This window comes from Leptolyngbya iicbica LK, from assembly GCF_004212215.1.
Lineage (GTDB): Bacteria > Cyanobacteriota > Cyanobacteriia > Phormidesmidales > Phormidesmidaceae > Halomicronema > Halomicronema iicbica.
This window is the reverse complement of record NZ_QVFV01000002.1, coordinates 709,515-728,957: the sequence shown is the minus strand read 5'-3', so window position 1 is coordinate 728,957 and position 19,443 is coordinate 709,515. Positions and strand designations below refer to the sequence as shown.

The following is a 19,443-nucleotide window of genomic DNA, read 5'->3' as shown; positions in this document are numbered from 1 at the left end:
ATGGCCGTAGATCGATTGCGAGGCTCAGGGAAAGTGGTCTTTCATGGATGCCTCGAGATTCCTGTGGTAAGCACTCCCGGACTGTATGGCTGTTGTTAGCCAATCATAGATGTGCAGGATGCGGGACTTAGTTTGGAAGCAACCCAGCTTTTGTTGATCTTTACGCTTCACAATAGGAAAGCTCTCCAGCATGAAGTCCACATCCTCTCGCTGGATGCTGTAGAGGTGGAAGAACGCTGCGTCAAGTTCAGCCTGGAGCCATGAGCGACGATCGAGATTCCAGGGGAAGGGTGCGGCTTCGTAGCCACAGTCTTTTGCAAATCCCTCCAAATCCCAAGCGGTATAAGTCAACTCTAGAACCCGAGGTAGAATCCAGTCTTCCAGGGTGAGGACGGCATCCCAGGGACAGGGCTGCTGATAGGTGGAAGGTGGCAGGGTCGGCAGTTGGCGAACGATGTAGTCAGACAGGTGATTGCCAGGGGTGCTTTGGCGACAGAAAAAGTCAAAGCAAAAGCTGTTCCAGTTAGCGAGCAGGCTGAGCAGGCCGCCGGGAGTGGCGTCTCGGTAATCTTCTAAAAACACCACTCGGATGCTGCACAATACCGCTGTTTTCGGCAGAACACAGGCAATCATGGTGCGGGTGTTGGTGGCGCTGGTGACATCCTTAAACCCCATCAGCCACTGGTAAGGATAGTCCTTGGGAAGGCGCTGAGCCGTGTCTTGGGGAGATGCCCAGTAGCGGGACTGGGCTAGGAAGTGGGGATCGGTACGCTCTTCATCGGAAATGGCAATGCTGACGCCAGTGCGGAACGTGTTTTTGTCGGTAATACCGGCTGAGCCTTCCCGATGGTTAAAGCTGCTGATCATGCGGGCTTCGTAGCAGCGGATGAGATCTGTCTGGTCGGAGTCAATGGCAGTAGCAGGCTGGAGCAGACCGATATCGGCTGTCTGGCTGAAGAGTCCCTGGGTGATGCGAAGCTGCCAGCGATCGCCCTGGTGATCTGACTGTCCCAGCACGGGAATCGTTTGGTAAACCTGCCTGGCAATAGCAAATTCCCGTTGCGATCGAAAGGTGGGACAGGTCTTGGTGCCGGGGTTGAGCAGGTTGATGTCGTCGAGGGTGAGATGGATGTGGCGATCGCTCTGGGCCAGGTCTTCGATGCGGTGGGCAAAGAACACAAAGTCGGCCTGCTCTACGGGCTGTTGGCTGCCGGTGAGGGTCATCAGGGCAAACCGCATCCGGGAGTCTACGGCAGGGAAGAAGATTTTGGCCCGGTTCTCAAAGTCGTAGTAGCTGACTAAGGCCTTCGACGCCATCAGATCCTGGAAGAAATATTTGGTGGTATCGGCAGTGGCCATGCTGGAAGGCACAATGCAGCCGAGCCTTCCGTTGGGCTGCAGCAGTAGGCGGTTGATTTCGGCAAAGACGGCAAAGGTATTGATGTCGCCCCGACCGCAGAGGGGATACTTGCCCGAATGGTGGATGAAGTGGCTTTCTCCATCAGATTGACGGCAGCGCTCCATGAACTGACCATAGAGTTCGGGATCTTCCGTCTTGAGGGCCTGGATTTTCCGCTTTCGTTGCGTCGCATTCACAGAATTGGAAATATCGGGGCGATAGGCGGCAAACCACTCTCGCTCCTGGACTTTGATGCGCTCCCAGGGAGTATTACCCAGCTCCACATCAAAGCCGCCGGACCACCCGGCCTGCTCGTGTTCAACCGCTTCGGCCTGCTTGGGGACACGGAAAATATGGGCAAAGGCAACATGCCAATGGAAGAAATGGTACTGAGCCTGGAGGTTTTCCACCTCTCCCCAGAGCCAATCAGCCGCATTGTAGGGATTCTGCTTAATCTTGCGGAAGACCTCCTCCGTCAAGGCGTAGTCGAACCCTGGCGTTTTGCGCCAAACAAAAGCGGCACACCAGCTATCAGCTCGAAATCGACTGAAGCGGTACTCGGTGGAGGCAAGGAGTTCTTGGTATTTCCGCTGCTTGAGCTGGACCTGGGCGATGGTTTCATCGGGGATGCCGTCTAGCTCGGCCATCTGGGCGGCCAGTTCTTCCAGCTGTTGCCAGGGTTGGTGTTCTGGCGCATAGGCGGCCATATCCTCCAACCATTCCCAGGGGCGTGTGGAAGGATCAACCAGGGTAAGCTGGGCCTGCTCGCGTTCCCGCTTGTTCTGGCGTTTGAGGTCACGGCAGAGGGCTTTGTCGTCCCCTCGAATGGGCTTAAAGACATCATCGGGAATGCCCCTGGCCATCAGAGCAGGAGTGGCCCCAATCAGAGAATTCCCCCATTGAATATGGTGTTCCAGGAAGGGCAGCGGTTTCCCCGGTTCCATAGCCTCCATCCATAGGGCCACCTTACACAGCTCTACCGCCATGCGGTTCACGTCTACCCCATAGATGCAGCGGCTAATGACCTGGCGTAGAGCAGTACGGACGGCATCGAGTCCTGGCTCTTCGTCCCCGGTGCGAAGGGTAGCTAACTGCTTGGCCATCCGTTGGGCCGCAGCGGTTAAAAAGTGGCCGCTACCACAGGCGGTGTCGCAAATTTTAAGGTTGAGAATGGCGGCTTCTGGGTCTGGCTGACGTGTAGCACTGTCTAAAACCGGATTCAGAGTGGTTCGGAGCAGGGTTTGAACCAGGCTTTCGGGGGTATAGTAGCAGCCGGTGGTCTTGCGGCGATTGCCTTCGACGGTCTCAAGCTTGAAAGTTTTGGCATCAATGTTGAGGTAGGGATGCAGCTCTAGTAAGGATTCGTAAATGCTGCCCAGCTCGCGGGATTGGAGATTTTTGTAGTCTACGGGGCGTCTGCCATTGCGATCGCAAATAAACGCCAGTGCCCGAACGGTTTCCAGTAGGGCTGAATTGGCGAGTTGACAACCATCAAGCGCAGGAGTGGCCTCATTCGACCACAGGAAACTGCCTAAAGCTGGCAGCCCCAGCGCAGGGCAGCCTTCGCCCCCTAGATGCTGCATGACCACCTGAAGCCCCAGATAAAGGTCGTGGTGACGGGTTCCGCGATGGCGATCGGCCAGGGAGCGCAGACGATTGACGGAGTAGTAGCGCTGATAGCATTCCTTAGCTTCTGGTGCAGCGGCGGGGTCTAGTAAAACGTCCCGGTCTTCAACAACAAATAGGAACAGCAGACGATAAACCAGTCGCCTGAGCTGGTGGTTATATTCCTGAGCTGACAGTGCTCCAGTTTGCAATAGCCGACGCAGCTCCTGATTCGCAGGGTGGGAGAGGAATCTCTGCCCTAAAGTCGAGATGGCAACTTCTACGCCTTTGCGGAGTTGCTCCAGTGCCCGCGTGCCTTGGGAGTCCGCAACCTGAGACCATCGTTCCAACCAGCACCTGCTAGGCGACTCTGATTCTACCCGCGATTGATGACACAGCAGCCAGAGCAGTACGAAATCAGCGTAGACTTCACCAGCCATCATGGCTTCCAGGTCAAACTCGACGTAGGCTTGTCGGGTCAAGCTAGCGTTATCGCGCAGGATGCGAAGTCTACGGCCATTGGCAAGGAAAGCCCAGAGATGCTGGTTGGAACGATTGAGCAGCTCTTGCACCAGGCTATGGGGGCTACTTTTGGCCGCACCAGCAATCCCGGCGGAGCGTTTATCCAGGTCTACCCGGTAGCCAACGAGATGGATAGGCGTGTGGTGCCAACCGTGGGAGATGGCATAGCGTTTGCCACTGATCTCGATCGCTGAGGCTGGGGGCAGGCGACCATAGCCTAACTCTTGAAATAGCGGGAGTAGAAATTTTTCACGGGTCAGGCGGGTAGCGGCATCGTCTGAGGAGAGTTGGGTCAGGGCATGTTGGAAGTTGACCCAGGCACCGCGCAGCCTGCTCCAGGAGCGGTTGATGGCTTCGTTGATGCGATCGCCTTCCAGCAGGTGGAATGACCTAGCATCCAACCCATCCAGGCCTTTATCTCCACTGACAATCCGCTGGAGCAGGTCACTGGGGAGAATGGCTCCTTCTGAACGGACAGTGGTAAAGATGTTCCTGGAATGGCGCATTGTCAAACTTTAGACGCTAAGTTTTCGGGACTGGCATGAACATATAGATACCTAAAACATCAGGGGGGAGTTGTGGCTCCACTCGGTAGCGAACACCCTTGAGTTTGGCTGCGCTGCGGACTCGGCGATGAGCCTCAAGTAAATCATTCCCTCGCTGCTGGGCTACAGATTCAAGGTGGGGACTGAGATGGTCGAATTGATCGATCACTTTCTGTAGAAACGTTGTGGCCTGGTCGGCACTAATGTTGCCGTCCGGAGTGGCCGTCAGGAGCTTCTCTGCCTGACCAGGCTCAAGCCATTCAGCCTTTTCCGGAGAGCCCGTAAAGGCTAGTATTTGGCAGTCTTCTGCCAGGAGCGGGTTTTCCTCGTCTCCCTGCTTGGCAATGATGTGGAAACGAAAACGGGTCAGGAGTAGCGTAGTGCGGCGGCTTACCTGATTAGTCCGAATCACCCCACAGCGACGGGCCACACTGTCCACCATGGGATCCAGAGCTGTATCCATTACGTGGGTTGCCAGACCTTCCACGATGGGATGGGTCCGGTTCAGGTAAAGCTGACCATCTTGAATAGGGAGTTCGAACCGAGCCTGGAAGGATTCCTGCCCGCCAACAGCATCCTTCAAAGCCTGGGGCGTTTCTGACAGGTCGAACGCTAATGCCTTGGTCGGTGTTTCACTGACGACCGCTTGATGAACTTTGAAGGCGGCTTCGGTAAAAGCGGCGACATCGACGCTAGAACCAATGGCTGAACGAATTGCTTGCAGCTCTCGAACCACGTCTTCGACCTTGATGGTTTCTTGAGCAAACATGGTGCGCGATCGCTTCTCTCGTTCCGACGCAGCTTCCCACTGGCCGAAAAATTGATCCTTTTGTGGTTTGAAGAAGTCTTCGTCAAAGAGAGAAAGCTGGTCAGAGACGTTAGAAGACTGTTCTCGCAGCAGTAGCCCTTCGAAGATGGCTTCAACCAGTTGGTCAGTATCGACGGGCACGGGCACCGAAATGCCCAAAGAACTGCGGATAGAGCGGTGCTTGCGAATCAGAACATTCAGAACAATGCCGTCAATCTGGTTGTCAGTGCCGTAATAGGTCAGCACCCGCACTTTATCTTGGGGTTGGCCGTAGCGGTCTACTCGGCCTTCACGCTGCTCGTGGCGAGTGGGGTTCCACGACAGGTCGTAGTGAATAACGGCGTTGAAGTGGGCTTGAAGGTTGATGCCCTCACTCAAGCAATCGGTACAGACCAGCACCCGCTGGGGCGACTGGGATAACTGCTCTACCCGTTCTTCCCGCTCAGCCGGTGGCAGGGTACCGGTAACAGCGACCACCTCAACCCCGCGCAAGGTATTTCTTAGCTCGTCTGCCACATACTCAGCGGTGGGGATAAACCGGCAGAAGATAATGGTTTGGAATCCATCTTTGAGGAAGTCTTTGGCCAGGGCGATGATTTTTTGGAGTTTGGCGTCTTTCTTGCCCTTCAACCCCTCTGCTTCGCGGGCCATGCGCAGTATGCGATCGCGGTGGCGTTGGACATCGGTGGTGAGTTCGCCGATATCGCTACCAGGAACCACATCAAGCCCTTCTTTGGCGTCATCCTCCATCAAATCCATTACCGCCCGGCGACCGATTTCATCGGCTTCTTCGGGGGTTTGGGTGTCGAGGGTGTCGGCTCGGTTGCGCAGGGTGGTGGCAGCAGCAGCGGGGCTAGAGGCAAGAGATCGCAGCAGCCCCAAGGCCGACCACCACCGCACCCGCTGTCGGTGACGGTTGCCCCCATCGGGATCTTGAACGGTTTCGCGAGCGTAGTTCAGAATGCGGTCAAACAGCTTTTTGTACTCGGGGGATAGCGCATAGGTCTCCTCGGCCTCTAAGCGAGTGGGAAAGGGGGTATCGGCATCCAGGTAAGTGCGAATGTCGCCCCGGCGGCGCTGGACAAAGTGGGCCGCCACCCGGCGGCGGATAGCTTCGTTGTCTTTGCCGCCCAGCTCTTCAGGCAAATCGGCAAAGTCAGGATTAAGCAAAGCCAGCAGCGACCGGAAGGCGGCTTCTTTACCGCTATGGGGAGTGGCTGTCACCAAAATGAGATGGCGATCAGGCGCATCGGCTAAACCTTTGATGAGTTGGTGCCGCTGATGCTTACCGCTTCGACCTTCCCCGGCAAAGGCACATGTATGGGCTTCGTCTACAATCACCAGTTCGGGACAGGTGCGCAGAAATTCATCTCGCCGGTGCTCTGACTTAATGAAGTCGGTCGAAACAATGACGTAGGGATAAAGGTCAAAGAGTGACTGCCCCAAGCGGCAGTTGCGCTCTAGGCGGGTGGCGGTGCTGGGCAGCACCAGTTCGGCATCGATATGGAATTTGCTCTGAAGCTCTAACTGCCACTGTTCGGCCAGGTGGGGCGGGCAGAGGATAGCGAGGCGATCGACTTCGCCGCGATCGATCAGTTCTTTGGCGACGAGGGCGGCTTCGACGGTTTTGCCGATACCTACGTCGTCGGCAATGAGCAGGCGCACGGGCTCTAGCTTTAGGGCCATAAGTAGCGGTACGAGCTGATAGGGACGGGGCTCAACGGCTAGTTTGGCAAAGGACCGGAAGGGGCCAGCACTGGAACGGAAACCGAGGCGCACGGCATCGCGCAACATGCGGCAGGAGCGGTAGTCACCGAGTTTTTTGGGGTCGGGTAGCTCGAACTGGGCAGGTTCGACGGGCTCCAGAGGGAGAAAGATGCCGGTAACTTCATCTTCGGTGCCACCCAGGGGGCGAAGGATGAGCATATCGTCGGTGGAGTCGGGGAGGACGACCCACTCGCGATCGCGAGCTTTGACTAGGGCACCTACAGCAAACTTCATAATGAAACTCCCGATAGGCCCTCTAAACTCCCCAGAAAACAGCTTGGAGACCCAACCCAATTGATAAACAGCTCATCTCTAGCTCGTGTCAGGCTCACGTACAGGAGTTGCTTCTCTCTTATCAAAACGTCTTTCTGTAGTTGGGCATCTTCAGTTCTATCGACGAGATATCTCAGCGGTACCTGGTCATCCGATACATTCACCACAAACACCGCCTTAAACTCCAACCCCTTAGCCCGGTGCATCGTCCCCAAATTCACTGCCGACTCCCGTGCTGCCCCCTTCCGCAGGTTATGGCACTTGAGCCCAGCTTCCTTCAATGCACTCTCAAGCTGAGTAATCGCCTTGTTAGTACGAGCAAAAATAGCCACCTCTTCCGGGGCTAACCCCTCCTGAGTAATTGCTTGGATTTGCTTCACCAAGAACTCCTGTTGTTGCTCCTGGGTATCAAATCCCTTCATGACCGGCTCGGGTCCACTCAAAAGACTGACCGTTCCCTTACGGCTCTGCTGTCCGCCATCCATGTCATCGCTCTGGTTACCCAGCATGGTATCGGCGAACTGTCGAATTTGTTCCGTAGTGCGGTAGTTGATCCGGAGAATATGAGACCGTCCCCGCACATCCACCCCAAGCGCCTTGAGGCTAAACGGGGTGCTGTAAATCCGCTGTCCTCCATCGCCTACCAAAGTGAGAGAATCAGCCTCTTCCCCTGCTAATGCTGCCAGCAGCATAATCTCCTGGGGGCGCAAGTCTTGCAATTCATCTACGATGACGGCATCGAATGGGCTTTCAACCTTCCCCGATGTGACTAACTTCCTAGCTAAGCGGCAAATGGAGGGGTAATCCATGCAACCCTTCTCATTCAGGGTTTCATACACCCGCTGAAAAATCTGCCAGACCTGCTTTCGTCCCTTAACCGTTAACGGAAAGCCCCGACCTGTGCGGTTAGCACTACGGTAGTCATCCCAGGTGGTAACGCCCTGGTTCTGAATCACCGTTTCCCATTCAGTTTTCAGCAAGTCGGGTTCTAGAGGACAGATACCAGGATGGTAATACTCATTAACGAGCTTCCAAATCTCGTCGTTGTTAATGGGATAAAGATCCGAATTCGCTGTTTTGGCTAAAGCTAGCCCCTGGCTGTGAACCGTCGTTACCGTAATGCGCGATCGCTCCTCTGAGGTACACAGCAGATCCAGGTTGTGCTCGATGTTTTCACACAGGGTCGAAACATAGCTGGTCAAAAAGACCCGCTTACCCTGCCGCGCTAGATGTCGGGCTCGGTGCATCGCCACCACGGTTTTGCCCGTTCCGGCAGAACCGGAAACTTTGACAGGGCCAGCGAAGCTGCCTGTAGCCAGCTTTTGTTGGGAAGGATGTAGGAACGCCACCCAGGTTGCCAGGGGAGCCTCCAGCATTTTCATCAAGTCGTCGTTGTTCTCCATCACAAAGAAACGACGCCTGGTATCTTGACTGGCGGTGATGGGCTGGTTTTGGGCGATCGCAACTGGAGGCGTGACAAATTCGCCCTCCGCCAGTTTCAGCAACCGTTCCCCCACATCCTCGGGCAGCTTAACAACGACTTTCCAGAGGTGGTCCATATGCTGAACTTTGCGGATAGTGGGTAACCAATCAGTGGGAACGCCCAGGCTCTCCAGGTAATCATTGTCATGGTCATCAAAAAGGCGGGGGATTTCAGGAACAAAATATTGAACCTGCTGCTCCACTACATCGGGCGACTCAACAATTTGCAGTGCTCCGGTTTTGGGGTGCCGGGCGATCTGACGAGTCTCAGCCCACTTATACGCATCGTCATGGTGGTCTGCATGGAGCACTGTCCAGATGTCACTGTCTTTGTGGACAATGGCTCTCAATTCCTGGCTGATGCGGCCTGACCAGAGGTTTTCGTTCTTGGTTTGGGTGACCCGCTCCAAACTAAGACTGGGATGAGCTGGGTTTTCGATAAACTTAGCCAAAAACTTCCACACCCGCTTCGCATCGTTGGAATCAAGGCGGGCGACCGCAGCTGGGAGGGATTGGTCAATGAGTACAGGCATAGTGTTCCTCCTCAGCTATTTAGCAGATGGTGGGTAATGTCGAGACGGCCCATGCCTTGTTTGCGATCTAGCCGTAGTGCCTCGCCTTCCTTATGAATGCGAATATGCCAGTACATGCGGTCATCTTTTTCTGTCGTCCAAAAGTCGTCTAACCAGGAAGACAAATCTTGAAAGGGCACCAGGATGGTTTGTTCAGGTAAGCCACAGCCTAGAGCCACGTACCCCTGGTCGAAGTTCTCCAAAAATTCTTTTTGAGAGGGGTGAAACGCAAACCAGTAGGAGGGCGTCCCGTTGTTTTCGTGAGTTTTAGAAATGCTGCAAACAACAGCCGTTGAGCCATCTTCAGTCACATATGCGGTTCGTGATTTTGAAAGCAGAGATAGCCCCAAAACTTGAGAAACCCGCTCAATGCAATCTGGATGAAACCCAACGGGAGGTTCTTTGTCAGAATCGTCAGGTTCGCCAACTTCAGGCTTTTCAATAGGGTCGGCCAACTGCGTCTGCTCTTGTAGAGCAACCATGATGCTTGCCAATCCACCCTCCGGTTGATTGCTATCAATCAGCACAACCCTTGTCCCCGTTTGCTCTAAAGCTGCCTTAATGGTCCCTGCCGATGGTTCCTGGCTGTCTACCAGATGTAGAACTTTATCGTTCTGCCTTACTTCTGCCAGGTAAGCGCCGACGACTACCCCACTGGCTTCCACATCGCCACCGGCTTCAATAGCGATACCCTCAAGCCTGGAAAGCGCTTGCAGGAAAGCATGCCACTGAGAAGAGAAGAGGTCATAGTCCACAGAACCACTCTCGTCTCGCACAATAGTTTTACCTATGGCTTGACCAATGCGGTCTAACAATGCAGCTTTTCGAGCGCTGAAAAAACTTTCAAAATCGTTAGCCCTGAGGGCATCTGAAGCAATCAGATGCTCTGTTAGGATGGCATCCATCCTTTCCTCAGAAATTTCCGCACTTTTTTGTAAGGTGGCAAGATATTTGCTGGGAGGTTTGTTGCTGATCCGTTTGTTAGTCCCTGCAGAAAGGGGCGTTTTGTTGATAACGCTGTCGTAGCGTTTGGCATCTAGACCAGCTTTGCGGCACCAGTCCTGAGGAAAGATATGGTGAATGTCGATTTTCTCGTCAAAGTAAACCTGCTCATTGATAGGAATGCCGGAACGAAAATCGGGGGCACCATACTTCATTAACAGCGCATAAATGCCTTTATAAGCTGCACTGTTTCGGGTTCGTAAGCCGAGCAGTCGGCTAGGAATAAAGTTCGCGACCGCCACCGTGTCTGGCTCTGGGGCTCCTTCTACCCAGGCCAAAACCTCCGGCAAATCCTTAGCAAGACGACTTTCGATGGCACTTCCGTAAAGCTCTCCAAAAACCCCACACCAGTACCAGCGGATCAATTTTTCCCTCACTCCGTGGTTGAGGGCTTTTTCGCCCAACACCGTGAAGATGGCTGCTAGGGGAACAAGCTGGGTTTTGTAGGGAATGTCTCGGGCAGTAAAAATCCTTTGCCCGTGGAGTAGCTTGGCCGCCTCTTGAAATCCTCGGGTAACGGGATTTGCCCAGGTTTGATATTCCTCTAGCGTCAACCGCAAGATATCCCGTCGCTTACAGCTGATGCCAGGGGCCTTTTCGGGGAGAGTGCCGGATGTGATCGCGGCTTTCTGCCGCTGTAACGAAGCGACCAACGTCACCGACTGCAAGAAGTCAGTACTCTCGATATATTCCAGAATCCGAAATTCTGTTAAGCGAGCCTTGCGATCGGCCCAGTCTTGGCGCAGCAAATAGTCTTCAGCGGCAAAGGTCGCCGTCAATAGTTCAAAGACAGTTAGGGAAACCCCGCCTGTGTTTACCTTCTCAAAGACCTGGCAGACTGCTTCCTTGGGTGTTTCCTTTCCGAGGGAAATCACAGGTACCTGATACTGCTCAAAGCGTTTGATAATTTCCTTGTTGAACTGGCTGAAGAGTTTGATTTTGTCTTTGTCGTAGTCCCAATATTCCTGGTGTCCCTCCTGCCAATTGGAACAGTCAAAGACCTGGCTGATAGGGAATAAGCCCCGTTCATGTTCTTTCCCCGGACTGGAGTAATCTTCAATCACTTCCCCCCGAAAATTCTTGACTTGCCGAGTGTCGGGCAGGCTAACAACAGCATCTTCCCGTTCCACATTGGGATTCAATGCTGCTTCCATATCAAGGTAATACCAGCGGTAAATCGGTCGCCCGCGTAAATCGCGGGTCAGCACTGGGCGTTCTGCGTTAAGTGCCTGAAACAAGGAGGTTAAACGCTGCTGGCCATCAAGAATGAGGCGATCGGCCTCAACCGGTGAGGAGAGCTGCACGCCTTCAACGGGTCTGGCCTTAAATTTCACATCTTCATTGCCAGTCTGAAGCATCATGACCGCACCAATCGGGTAAGACAGGGAGATGCTAGCCAACAGGCTCCGAACATGTTCGTCGTCCCAAACCCATCCACGCTGAAAATCAGGGAGCTGAATGTCGCCTTTGCGAATGCTTCTGAGCAGGTCAGCAAGCCCTTCTTTGGTGCTGTCAAAGGTCGTCATCGTCGTCATGGCGGGTCTCCCTGAAAGCTCGCTTTAAGGTTTTGGATAAGTTGGGGATCTTCAGATTGGGCGACTAAAACGGCAAAGCCCTGAGCCTTCAAGAGTTCTGCGACAGTCTCAAGGTCTGGTTGCTCAGCGTCCACTAGACGTACAGAACAACCGTTGACTGAAACCTCAGCCAGGTACTCACCAAGGACACGCCCACCATCGGCTACGTCCCCACCAGCTTCTACCTGCCAATCCTGTTCCTGAGCCAGTTGTTCCATGATGGGCCGCCAGCGGGCATCGAAGAGATCAAGGTCAACATGCCCGTCACGTTTGTTGTTCCCATTGTTCTTAGCAGTATTAGAACTGACAGATCCTTCACCAAACACACCGGGATATCTCTTAAGGATTTCCACCCAATCTTCTCGGTAGTCAAATCGAAGCACGGTGTAACCAAAATCCTCCAAACAGTCAGCCTGCTTCTGGTCCCGCTGGTGTCGATCCGGAAAATCATGATGAGGACCATCTACATAAATCACCGTGGCGTTATCTCGATATAGAAAATCAGGCCGAGTTCCACAGTCTGGAATCAACACCTGAGCCTCCGAAGGCAAGCGATATCCCCGCTCCTGGAGGTACTGCAACCACTCCCGCTCCAGGCCTGAGTCAGCCTTATTCAGCAATCCATCCAAATGCTCAGTCCGCGACTTCGACGATGGGGAAGCCAGCACCTCAGCTTCCGTTAGCTGCATCAGAACATCGCGAATTCTCTGACGATCCAGCAGGGCATGGTCTCGCTGGTTGCTGTAGTTCATCAAGCAGTCATAGCAGGCGGCTTCGCAGTTTTCCTCCGACTGCGGTCCATGGCCCAGGTCCTCACCCGTTTCAGGGTCAAAGTGACAAACTTCCAACGCCGCTTTAGCCACAGAAGCCAGCGCCGTTGGGTCATTCAACAGCCGCTTCAAAACACCGGCCCCACCCTCAGCCGATTCGTAGAACAGAATCAGCCGTCGATCATCGCGGTTTGGCAAGGGTTCCGCAGCCAGTTCATTATCTTCAAGCTGGTAAGTTACCTGGATGGCCTGTTTGAGGGCCGCCTGTAATGAGGCCATTTGCTCTGGTCTGAGGGAACCCTTTGGTTCAAACAGCAGACTGTTGCGATTGTCCTGCACATAGGGAATCACCCTGGACGTGCGCGGGGATAGGGGATCGGAGACATCCTCGTCTTCGGTCGCCTGTTCGTTCTTAGCCCAGTAGCCCCGTTCAATATCGAGCACAAAGCCAAACTGCTCCTTGTTCTTGCGGCGAGCCCATCCCAGGTTAATGCGCCATAGCTCTGCATTTTGGGCATAGGTCAGCTTGGCCAGATCTTTGCCTTTCCGTTTCACCGTGGCGACCTGGTAGGAGGGATGCCCATCTCGCTCTGGGAAGCGAACTCCCGTACAGAGGTCGTAGCCCAGGCGCAGACGTTCTTCTTCGTCAGAATTGATTTTGTCGCGGCGTTTGGTGGTGACGTTCTGCAGCCGGAAGAGTGATCGCAACGACGTACTCAAATCTGCCGTACAGCGTTCACATTTATCCAGCCCGACCCCGTCATTGACCGGATGTAGATAGCCACAGCGGGGACAGGGCTTCACTTCGCCCAATGACAGGGTGCCCTCGTCTCCTTCCACCGGTAAAATGACCCGATTAATCAGATACTTCGATCCCTCGTGGTACACCACTGAACGAGGACCAAATTCGGATATGGCCAGGAATCGGGGACGAGATAGGTACTCCTCCCGACCCTGACGCATTCGCCGTGCCGGAATGTAGGCCGACAGGGGTAACCGGGGGAAGTTATAGCCTGGCAAGAATCCTTCGCTGGCGAAATAGCGGTAGCTGTAGAAGTCTGATTGGGCCAGGTTGTCAGAAACCGTCAGCAGCTCCAGCTGAGCTTCCGCTTCTCGCCGTAGCCGTTTGGCCTGGTCCTTATCTCTGGCCGGACGAGAGGCATCCTGAATGATTCGGTTCTGAACATTGAACTGCGCCAGGGCTGCCCGATAGAGGTCTCGCCAGCGCTGGCAGGTATTCTCAAATCGTTGAGCAATTTGGGTGAAGACATTGTCCAGCCACGTGTCATTGAACAGGCTGGAGTCATCCATCTCCGCTTGCAAAGTATCCAGAATGCGCTGAGCCCGTTTTTTCGCACGTTTTTTTGCTCCCACATTATTCAACTTTGCCTGAACTTCTTCTTGGAGCTCCAACGTTGGAGCGTCATCTACCAAATCCAACTGGAGAATATCTTTTAACGATGACCCTAAATTGAGATCTGCCTCCGCCAACCAAACTGCGTGCAGGTGGGCTCGAATTAAGTCTTCGTTGCTCAGATCCAATCGGGGCGGGGTGACGGCTCCCGTTACCATGCGATCGGGACGTTTGAAGAAGTACTGGTCGTGGGAGCTACCCGTTGAACAATAGGCAAACACCAGGGCCGGTTGGCCACTGCGCCCGGCTCGGCCACTACGCTGGGCATAGTTGGCAGGGGTAGGGGGAACATTTCTCAGGTTGACCACGTTGAGGTCGGCAATGTCTACCCCTAGCTCCATGGTGGGAGAACAGTAAAGGATAGGCAGATCCCCGGTGCGGAAAGCTTGTTCCCGCTTTTCCCGTTCATCGGAGGGGACCTGGGCGGTATGCTCACGGGCTTCCAGACCTTGAGTCGTGGCCGCGATTTTGCGATAGAACTCAACAAAGAATTCATTGGTGCGGCTGCCGCCCTCTGGCAGCTGGGGCACACGAGTGGGGTCATGGAAGGGAGTAGTTCCATCACCCACCGTCCACTGCAGAGCGGAAGCCACCAGTTGATAGCCCGGCACCTCCCCATCCTTTTTCGGGGCGAGTACCTCTTCAACAATGCCCGCGATTTTCAGCCCTTGCAGCAGTCCCCGAATAATCTGGTCCGTATCCTCTAGCTTGAGCCTCTCGCCAAAGTTGTCGAACGTGCTGGTGCGCCGCAAGTACTGACCATAGCCACTCCTCGATGACAGGAAAACGTTGCCCCCAAAATCTTCTCCTTGCTTAAAGGAACGGGGAAATAGGACCGTGGCGTAGTTCAGGGTCTCGTTTTCGTCCAGCGCCCAGGGGTCTTTCAGCCGTTGAGAGCTGCGCTGTTGGATGCGCTCCTGGTAGCGAGTATCTAAATAATCAACCTTGATGGCCAGCTCCCGTCGCATAAAGTCGAGCAGTACTTTAGCCACCTGCACGCGGGTTTCCGGAGCGGCAGTGACTAAAGCCGGATGGCAGGCCTGCCAAATGTCTTTGTCCTGGCAAACATCTTCCAGAGAAAGGTACTGAATCTCTAACAGGCCGCACTGCTCCAGGTTGGGGGAGGTGATGCGCCATCCCCGACGCAGGTCGAGGTAAAGCCGGTAGCCCAGTACATCCCGAAGGGCCTGCTGGGTATCTTTTAGGGCCTGGTATTTTACAGCTGAGTCACTGGCATACAGATCTAAAGGCAGATTGAGGGCATCGAACACCCGTTGGGGCAGTTCGTCGTGGCGGAGCCCGTCTGTACTGGCTCGCTCAACGGCTTTGTAGAGGGCTGCCCGTAGGAGCCCCACTTCAATGAAGTCGTTGAAATGCCCGGCCTGCAGCGAGGCATCCTGGCGGTTATCGGTAAAGCTGAGGAGTTTCTTCGCAGTTTCCGTCAGGGTAGAGCCCTTGAGTTTCAGAACTGAAGAGAGAGTGAGGATTGTCGTTGCGGTACTCCGCCCTTCTGATCCTAGAGACGCTAATTTCGCAAAGTCGGAGCGCTGGCGGCTGCCGTAGGAGACACCGCAGTTCAGGCAGAACCGAAAAGGAGTAGGCAGAAAGTGGCCTAATAAGTCGGGTTCCCCAATAAACCCATCGGCTTTGAAGTGCATGGGTTCAGGCAAATGCTTTTTGCGAGACTGGCGCACCCGTGGCCCTCGGGTAGGATGTTCCTCAATCCAGTCTTCTGGCAGTAAATCCAGCATGGCTTCTGGATCGATCGGCCAGGGTCTTCTGGTATTGAGATAGAGAAAGCCAGACTCGCTGACGTTGTCGTTTTGGGTATCAGATAGCTCACGGGGTTCTAGCTTGGCCTGATCGACCGCAAAATCATGGGTGCGCCTGACGGCGTAATACTCTTGACCACACTCGCGGCAAAATACCAGCGGCAGCAAAATGCGGCTGCGATCGCCCGGCACAAACTGCTGGGCCTGAAGGGTAATATGGCGCTCATCTTCGGTGCGTAAGGATGCATAAACCGTATCGCCTTTGCTGATGAATTGGTGCAGCCGGAAAGCAAAGGGGGCGATGCCCGTCTCAGTTTTTTTGACCTGGTGACCCACCAGTAAGCCTTGTTTAATGGCCTCAATACACGTATGCCCTTGTTCCTTGGGCAGACCAATTAACTTTCGTAAAGACTCAGCGGCTCCTTGGTCACCCAAAAGGCTTTGGGGCTTTGCCCGAACCAGACGCCCGGTTTCTGGCTCAGGTTCTACCCCAAAGATGCCCTCAATCCAAATAGAGAGGGGGTCTTGGATGAAGGCGTCATACTCGCTGGAGAGGGGAGTGGGTGAATAGATAATCCGAGCTTTCAAAGCCTGGATAAAGGCAGGATCTTGAAAATCTCGGTCGGGAGAAGCCCGTTTTAGGGTTTCACCAATGATGTGCTCTGGTTTGACGGTAGTGCCAAAGAGCTGAGTAGCGACCTTCGCTACCTCGACTTGCTGTTCTGCATAGGTGCCGCCGCTGGCGAGGGTGGCAGAAGTACCGACACACTGAAGGCTATCGGCGGCCATGCGTTCTCGCACCCGCCTGACCAGCAGGGCAACATCTGCCCCCTGGCGACCCCGATAGGTGTGGAGTTCGTCTAGCACCAGAAACTGCAGTCCCTGAGCCGCTTCAATTAGCTTGCGCTCCTTAGGACGGGTCAAAATCAGCTCCAGCATGACGTAGTTAGTCAGCAGAATATCCGGGGGATTGTTGAGAATCTGTTGCCGTTCGTCTTCTTTTTCTTGTCCGGTGTAACGCTCGAAGGTAACTGGGGCTGAACCTTCGGGATAGCCATCCTGTAAGAATTTTCGGAGTTCTCCGGCCTGGCTATTGGCCAGGGCATTCATGGGGTAGACCACGATGGCTTGAATGCCTTTTTCAGAACCCCGCTTCAGCACATGGTCTACGATGGGGATGATGTAGGATAAGCTTTTCCCTGAGCCGGTGCCGGTGGTTAAGACATAGTTGTGGCCTTCTGAAGCTGTCAGCACGGCATCGAGCTGATGCTTATGCAGCGTGAGAGGATTTCCCTCGCCGCCTGTTTGAGCTTTTTTGACCCTAAAGATAGAAGAACATTCTTCGTGAAGAATTCCGCGAGCAACTAATTGATCAACTCTTTCACCCGGTTCAAAGGAAGGATTGAGTTGAATCAATGGTTGTGGCCAAAGAACCCCCGACTTGAGCTTCTCTTCGACGTGTTGCTTGATGTGCTCGTCTCGAATCTGAATGAAGCTGGTAACGTACTTGCTGTAGTCGCCAATCAGACCATCGCGGAAGTCAAAGATATTCATTGGGGATTAGACCACTAAGCCCTTAAGTTGCGATCCTTCATTTACTTAAGGTGCCCACTATTATTGCTCAGCCATCAAATGAAATCCTTGAAATTACGCAGAACTCTAACCTACCTTCATGCTTCAATCGAAGGCTCATGTTGAATCCCCTTTGCCTTGAAGTCTTTTTGTAGTAACTGCCGAATTAGAGCAAACCGCTGGACATCTTGTTGCGTTAACCAGGAATCAATTTCATACAATGCTTGTCCGTTCTCATGCTGAGTTCGCAGCATCAGAATCGTCTCTGGCAGGTGATGAGCATCGCCTTTGAATTCGATGTTCAAATTCCGACCCCGCTCCACAATCGTGTAGAACTGCTTACCCTCAAATACTCGCTGTCCCCGAGGCTGTTCCTGGCAACACCGTTCCAAGAGCAGCACAGCAGTCCCCGCAATCTGTTCCTGGGTCTTGCGGTTGACTGGAATGGGAGTCCTGGGTAGCGGCAGATTCACGTCAGGTCATTGATGAAGGGATTCAGCCCCGCCATGATGGCGGCATCATCTCCCAAGAACTCTCGTAGCTGCTCATCCACGGGACCAGCAACAGAAGAAACCTGAGTGGATATGTTCGAGACAATCTCCGCTTTATCAGACTCTAGTTTTCTGAGTGAGGCAGAACCATTGACGTACGCTGGGGCAGCAACTTGGATGTCTTGTCCTGGATAAGGTAGAGAGCTAAGGCTAGTTGGGCTATTGGATATGACGTCCAAGGACAGCAACTCAGGAAGGAACTGTTCTTTGATTTCCAGAATCTGAGACGTCAACTGCCGAATCGATCGCATTGCTTGCTGCCGGACCTTATCCTCTGAAGCTGCCATTGCTGCCATGGCAAAGGGGCTATAGAATCCGTTTAACGCTGATCGCGTGCGAGCATGCAGGTCATGGCGCGATCGCCCCCGACAATAGTCGATAACAGCCACATCCAACTCATCCTGGCTGGAGTACTGAATTCGGGCTTTGGTTCTGAATGCTGGGGTCATGCTTCCAAGTCCTTGTTTTTGGTGAGCGGGTTGAGGGGATCGCTAACGGGACTGAGCCGGTGCCGTACTGTACATGAATGTTTTGAATAATCCATAGACGTCGGCCCAGCGAACGCTGGTGATCAAGTCCGGCTCTGCTGTTCCCTCCTGCACTCGGAGCACATCCGTCATTTCTGGCCTTAACGTCTCAGCCAAGGTGATCTGCTGAGTGAGTCCCCGGTGATCGAAAAACTGCTCCAACTCTGCACGGATGAAATAGGCTGCTCCTCCACCGACAATCACGTCCACTTCGGCAGATGGCATCCACTCAACCAAGAACTGATTAACTCGCTCCAGGTAGAATTCGCGAGCATAGATGCAGGCTTTAGACAGATCGAGAGCCTCCTGCCGACCAGGAATCTGAAACGTCTCATACTCCTGAAGAATTGCTTCCAGCAAGGCTGGGTCATCAGGAGCGACACCGGGCAGTTCAGTCGCACATTGCTTCAGGTACTCTATAAACCCTGGCCCCTGGGAAGTGCTGTTAGTTTCTTGAGGGGGGCTGCCTTTCTCAAAGGTGAGGATGGAGAGATTGCGGTGACCGAACATCAGAACGACGACGGTGCGATCGCGAATACTGATACCAGAGCGAGCAAGTTGCAATCCCTTTGCTAGATAAAGCCCAGCTCCCTCCGGCTGCATCTCAATTCGCTCTAGCTGACCAGAGAGGACTTTGCCGCGAAAGCTGAAGTCTGAAATCGCTCCCTGAAGCTGGGCTTTGAGTTCTTTCCGATCCTGCCAGTATTCTTCCAGCGGCAAGAGTAATCCGAGTTGAACAGAAAATTCATAACCAGAATTTTCGGAATTCCAACCAGTGAAGGTCTTGTCGGCGATGACGCCGAGGGTTGCCAGGATTTTGTAGACGGCGCGATCGCGTTTGGGAAGTGCTAATCCAGAGTCACCTTTTTGAGCAATCGCGAGTGCCCCAACAGCATAAGTGCCGTTACCAACCGTGATGTAGGCACTATCTTCCGGCTCTTGACTGGTGAGTCCTCCTAACGTGAGGCGATCAAGTCGAGTGGGATTGAGGCGAGCCACTTGCGGAGCCAAGTGCAGTAATTCAGGTTTGTGATGCCAATAAAAACACTTGGTCGCGGAGCTGCCCATGTCGATGTAAGCCTGGATTTTTGCAGTCATCAATAGAGGCCAATAACAACTGTCATCAACAACATGAAGGTATTTAGAAAGCTATGTAATTGCTGAATGACACTCTCATTTTGGCGAGCCGTTTTAATTCACGACTTGATCACGGTTGAATTGTGATTTCTAGTAAATTCAATCAATGACATGATGCAGAGTCCCGAGATGCTTCAGTGTTTAAGCACGG

Annotated in this window: 8 protein-coding genes; all 8 read right to left on the bottom strand. The window is 53.8% G+C overall.

The window, feature by feature from the left end; translation table 11 throughout:
* Nucleotides 1-24 precede the first annotated feature (24 nt).
* The 8 genes from DYY88_RS10200 to DYY88_RS10165 all read right to left on the bottom strand — a co-directional run bounded on the left by DYY88_RS10200 (nt 25) and on the right by DYY88_RS10165 (nt 19,253).
* Nucleotides 25-4,032, bottom strand: a complete 4,008-nt coding sequence (locus DYY88_RS10200; protein WP_039728130.1) for an Eco57I restriction-modification methylase domain-containing protein — start codon at nt 4,030-4,032, stop codon at nt 25-27.
* Nucleotides 4,033-4,048: 16 nt separating this feature from the next.
* Entirely contained in the window at nt 4,049-6,880 is a 2,832-nt protein-coding gene (locus DYY88_RS10195) for a DUF8741 domain-containing protein (RefSeq protein ID WP_039728131.1), read from the bottom strand.
* Nucleotides 6,877-8,934, bottom strand: a complete 2,058-nt coding sequence (locus DYY88_RS10190) for a 3'-5' exonuclease (protein WP_044151328.1) — start codon at nt 8,932-8,934, stop codon at nt 6,877-6,879. Before DYY88_RS10190 ends, DYY88_RS10195 begins: the two co-directional genes overlap by 4 nt.
* A gap of 11 nt (nt 8,935-8,945) precedes the next feature.
* A complete protein-coding gene (locus DYY88_RS10185; protein ID WP_063776192.1) occupies nt 8,946-11,510 on the bottom strand; it encodes a GmrSD restriction endonuclease domain-containing protein in 2,565 nt (854 codons plus the stop codon).
* A complete protein-coding gene (locus tag DYY88_RS10180; protein ID WP_052288537.1) occupies nt 11,507-17,059 on the bottom strand; it encodes a DEAD/DEAH box helicase in 5,553 nt (1,850 codons plus the stop codon). The genes DYY88_RS10185 and DYY88_RS10180 overlap by 4 nt, the downstream gene beginning before the upstream one ends.
* Nucleotides 17,060-17,175: 116 nt before the next feature.
* Nucleotides 17,176-17,550, bottom strand: coding sequence for a hypothetical protein (locus DYY88_RS10175; protein ID WP_039728132.1), 375 nt, complete (start codon nt 17,548-17,550; stop codon nt 17,176-17,178).
* Complete coding sequence (locus DYY88_RS10170) at nt 17,547-18,077, bottom strand: hypothetical protein (RefSeq protein WP_039728134.1); 531 nt, start codon at nt 18,075-18,077, stop codon at nt 17,547-17,549. Before DYY88_RS10170 ends, DYY88_RS10175 begins: the two co-directional genes overlap by 4 nt.
* Before the next feature lie 42 nt (nt 18,078-18,119).
* The gene (locus DYY88_RS10165) at nt 18,120-19,253 is read right to left on the bottom strand and encodes a ParM/StbA family protein (protein ID WP_039728135.1); all 1,134 of its coding nucleotides are present in this window, start codon (nt 19,251-19,253) and stop codon (nt 18,120-18,122) included.
* Nucleotides 19,254-19,443 lie beyond the last annotated feature (190 nt).

What these genes read in the sequence shown, in the direction of transcription:
- DYY88_RS10200 (WP_039728130.1), bottom strand. Translation starts at nt 4,032, where the DNA reads ATGCGCCATTCCAGGAACATCTTTACCACTGTCCGTTCAGAAGGAGCC.
- DYY88_RS10195 (WP_039728131.1), bottom strand. Translation starts at nt 6,880, where the DNA reads ATGAAGTTTGCTGTAGGTGCCCTAGTCAAAGCTCGCGATCGCGAGTGG.
- DYY88_RS10190 (WP_044151328.1), bottom strand. Translation starts at nt 8,934, where the DNA reads ATGCCTGTACTCATTGACCAATCCCTCCCAGCTGCGGTCGCCCGCCTT.
- DYY88_RS10185 (WP_063776192.1), bottom strand. Translation starts at nt 11,510, where the DNA reads ATGACGACGATGACGACCTTTGACAGCACCAAAGAAGGGCTTGCTGAC.
- DYY88_RS10180 (WP_052288537.1), bottom strand. Translation starts at nt 17,059, where the DNA reads ATGAATATCTTTGACTTCCGCGATGGTCTGATTGGCGACTACAGCAAG.
- DYY88_RS10170 (WP_039728134.1), bottom strand. Translation starts at nt 18,077, where the DNA reads ATGACCCCAGCATTCAGAACCAAAGCCCGAATTCAGTACTCCAGCCAG.
- DYY88_RS10165 (WP_039728135.1), bottom strand. Translation starts at nt 19,253, where the DNA reads ATGACTGCAAAAATCCAGGCTTACATCGACATGGGCAGCTCCGCGACC.